Source organism: Moorena sp. SIO3I6, assembly GCF_010672095.1.
Genome location: NZ_JAAHHU010001365.1, coordinates 1 through 1,386 on the forward strand (window position 1 = coordinate 1; position 1,386 = coordinate 1,386).

Here is a 1,386-nt window from a genome sequence, read left to right on the forward strand (position 1 = left end):
GGGACCGGAATCCTGTGATTACGGTGAAGCGAGGCTCTAAAAATGTTTACGGTCATACGGTGGAGGTCAATGGCCCCTGTCGGGTGATGTATCGTCCAGATGATCCCCTTAAGTGTGGAGCACGGGTGTGGATTGAGACTATTTCTGATTTTGAAGTGATTTCAGCGTGATGGGTCAGCTGTTCAGTATTGAGATTGGGATACCTAAATTGCTCAAAGGGAATAGGGAATAGGCAACAGAGATACAATCCTGTGTACCTGATTAGGGTAAAAAAAACTAGATTAGCAAAAATCTCCCTATCTCCCTATCTCCCTATCTCCCTACTCGTGAAATTCTTAATTAGACCCATCAAACACTGGTATGCCATCATTTGATGATTCTGCTGGTGCAGGTGCTGGAATTTCAGGGCTAGTGTCAGGAAAACGTTCACCACTAGTTTTCGGTTGGGCTTGTGGTTTGGTAAAAATAAATTCCCTGGTGGGAGTAGGTGGTGAGGGTTGAGGGCTACTGGTCCATTGTGGCGCGACAGTATTAGCGATCGCACCATAGGTAAGATAGATGTGACCTAATTGTTTGCCCTGATACATACGTTTGGTAAATCGCCAACCAGGATCAAGAAAGATTTTGAGAAAGCCATTCGCCAAACCTCTGGTGCGGCCAATCTCAATGTCTGGGGCATTGCGGTCAATGCGGTGACTCCCTACTAATACCAATTCCCCATTCCGCTTAACCACTCTGAGCATATAGTCTAGGCCGAAGTCTTGACTATCGACCCGCATAGAATAGCCGTTGCTATCTGTACTGCGCCCACAAATTCCTGTAAAGTCAAAGTCGAGCAGCAGAGGATCTACAATAACTGGGTTAGTGCCACGTTCACGCCAGCACGCTTGCCAGTTTGCTATCTGCTCAATGACTAGTAATTGATATTGGTTGTAGCCAAAAGGGGCAGCTACTGCAATAAAATTGTTTTCGTTAACTTCGATGTTGTCAAAAGTATTCGCTGCTGCTGGATTGATAGCGCCTAAGGTAAGGCAAGAAGCTGTAGTGATTGCAGTAGCTGCTAGCCAGGGTGATGTGTTCATGGGTTTTACCGTTCCTAAGTTAGACCATTCCCAGTAGACGCTAGCACTAAAGAATTTGCTCCCCTAGTGATACAGTCAAATTATATCAACTCGGCTTGATGGAGAATATCGTAGGAAAAGAGAAAACGTCAGCAGTCAGCGGTCAGCCGTCAGCGGTCAGTAGTCAGCGGTCAGTGGTCAGCCGTCAGCTTATTTTATTCACAACCTGTTCGGTGTAGCTTCGCCTACAGCCAATAGCTGATAGCACCTCAAGTAGCGTGGCACAGGCTTCGACGCTAGGAGCTAGGGCATTAGCTGATTACTG

Annotated in this window: 1 protein-coding gene and 1 pseudogene; one reads left to right on the forward strand and one right to left on the reverse strand. The window is 46.6% G+C overall.

What is annotated here, in order from left to right; translation table 11 throughout:
* Nucleotides 1-170, forward strand: a pseudogene (locus tag F6K49_RS49365) (DNA-binding protein); the annotation flags it as partial.
* A gap of 165 nt (nucleotides 171-335) precedes the next feature.
* On the opposite strand, the gene F6K49_RS49370 reads toward F6K49_RS49365, so the two are convergent.
* The gene (locus tag F6K49_RS49370; protein ID WP_293064766.1) at nucleotides 336-1,082 is read right to left on the reverse strand and encodes a DUF3747 domain-containing protein; all 747 of its coding nucleotides are present in this window, start codon (nucleotides 1,080-1,082) and stop codon (nucleotides 336-338) included.
* Nucleotides 1,083-1,386 lie beyond the last annotated feature (304 nt).

What these genes read in the sequence shown, in the direction of transcription:
- F6K49_RS49370 (WP_293064766.1), bottom strand. Translation starts at nt 1,082, where the DNA reads ATGAACACATCACCCTGGCTAGCAGCTACTGCAATCACTACAGCTTCT.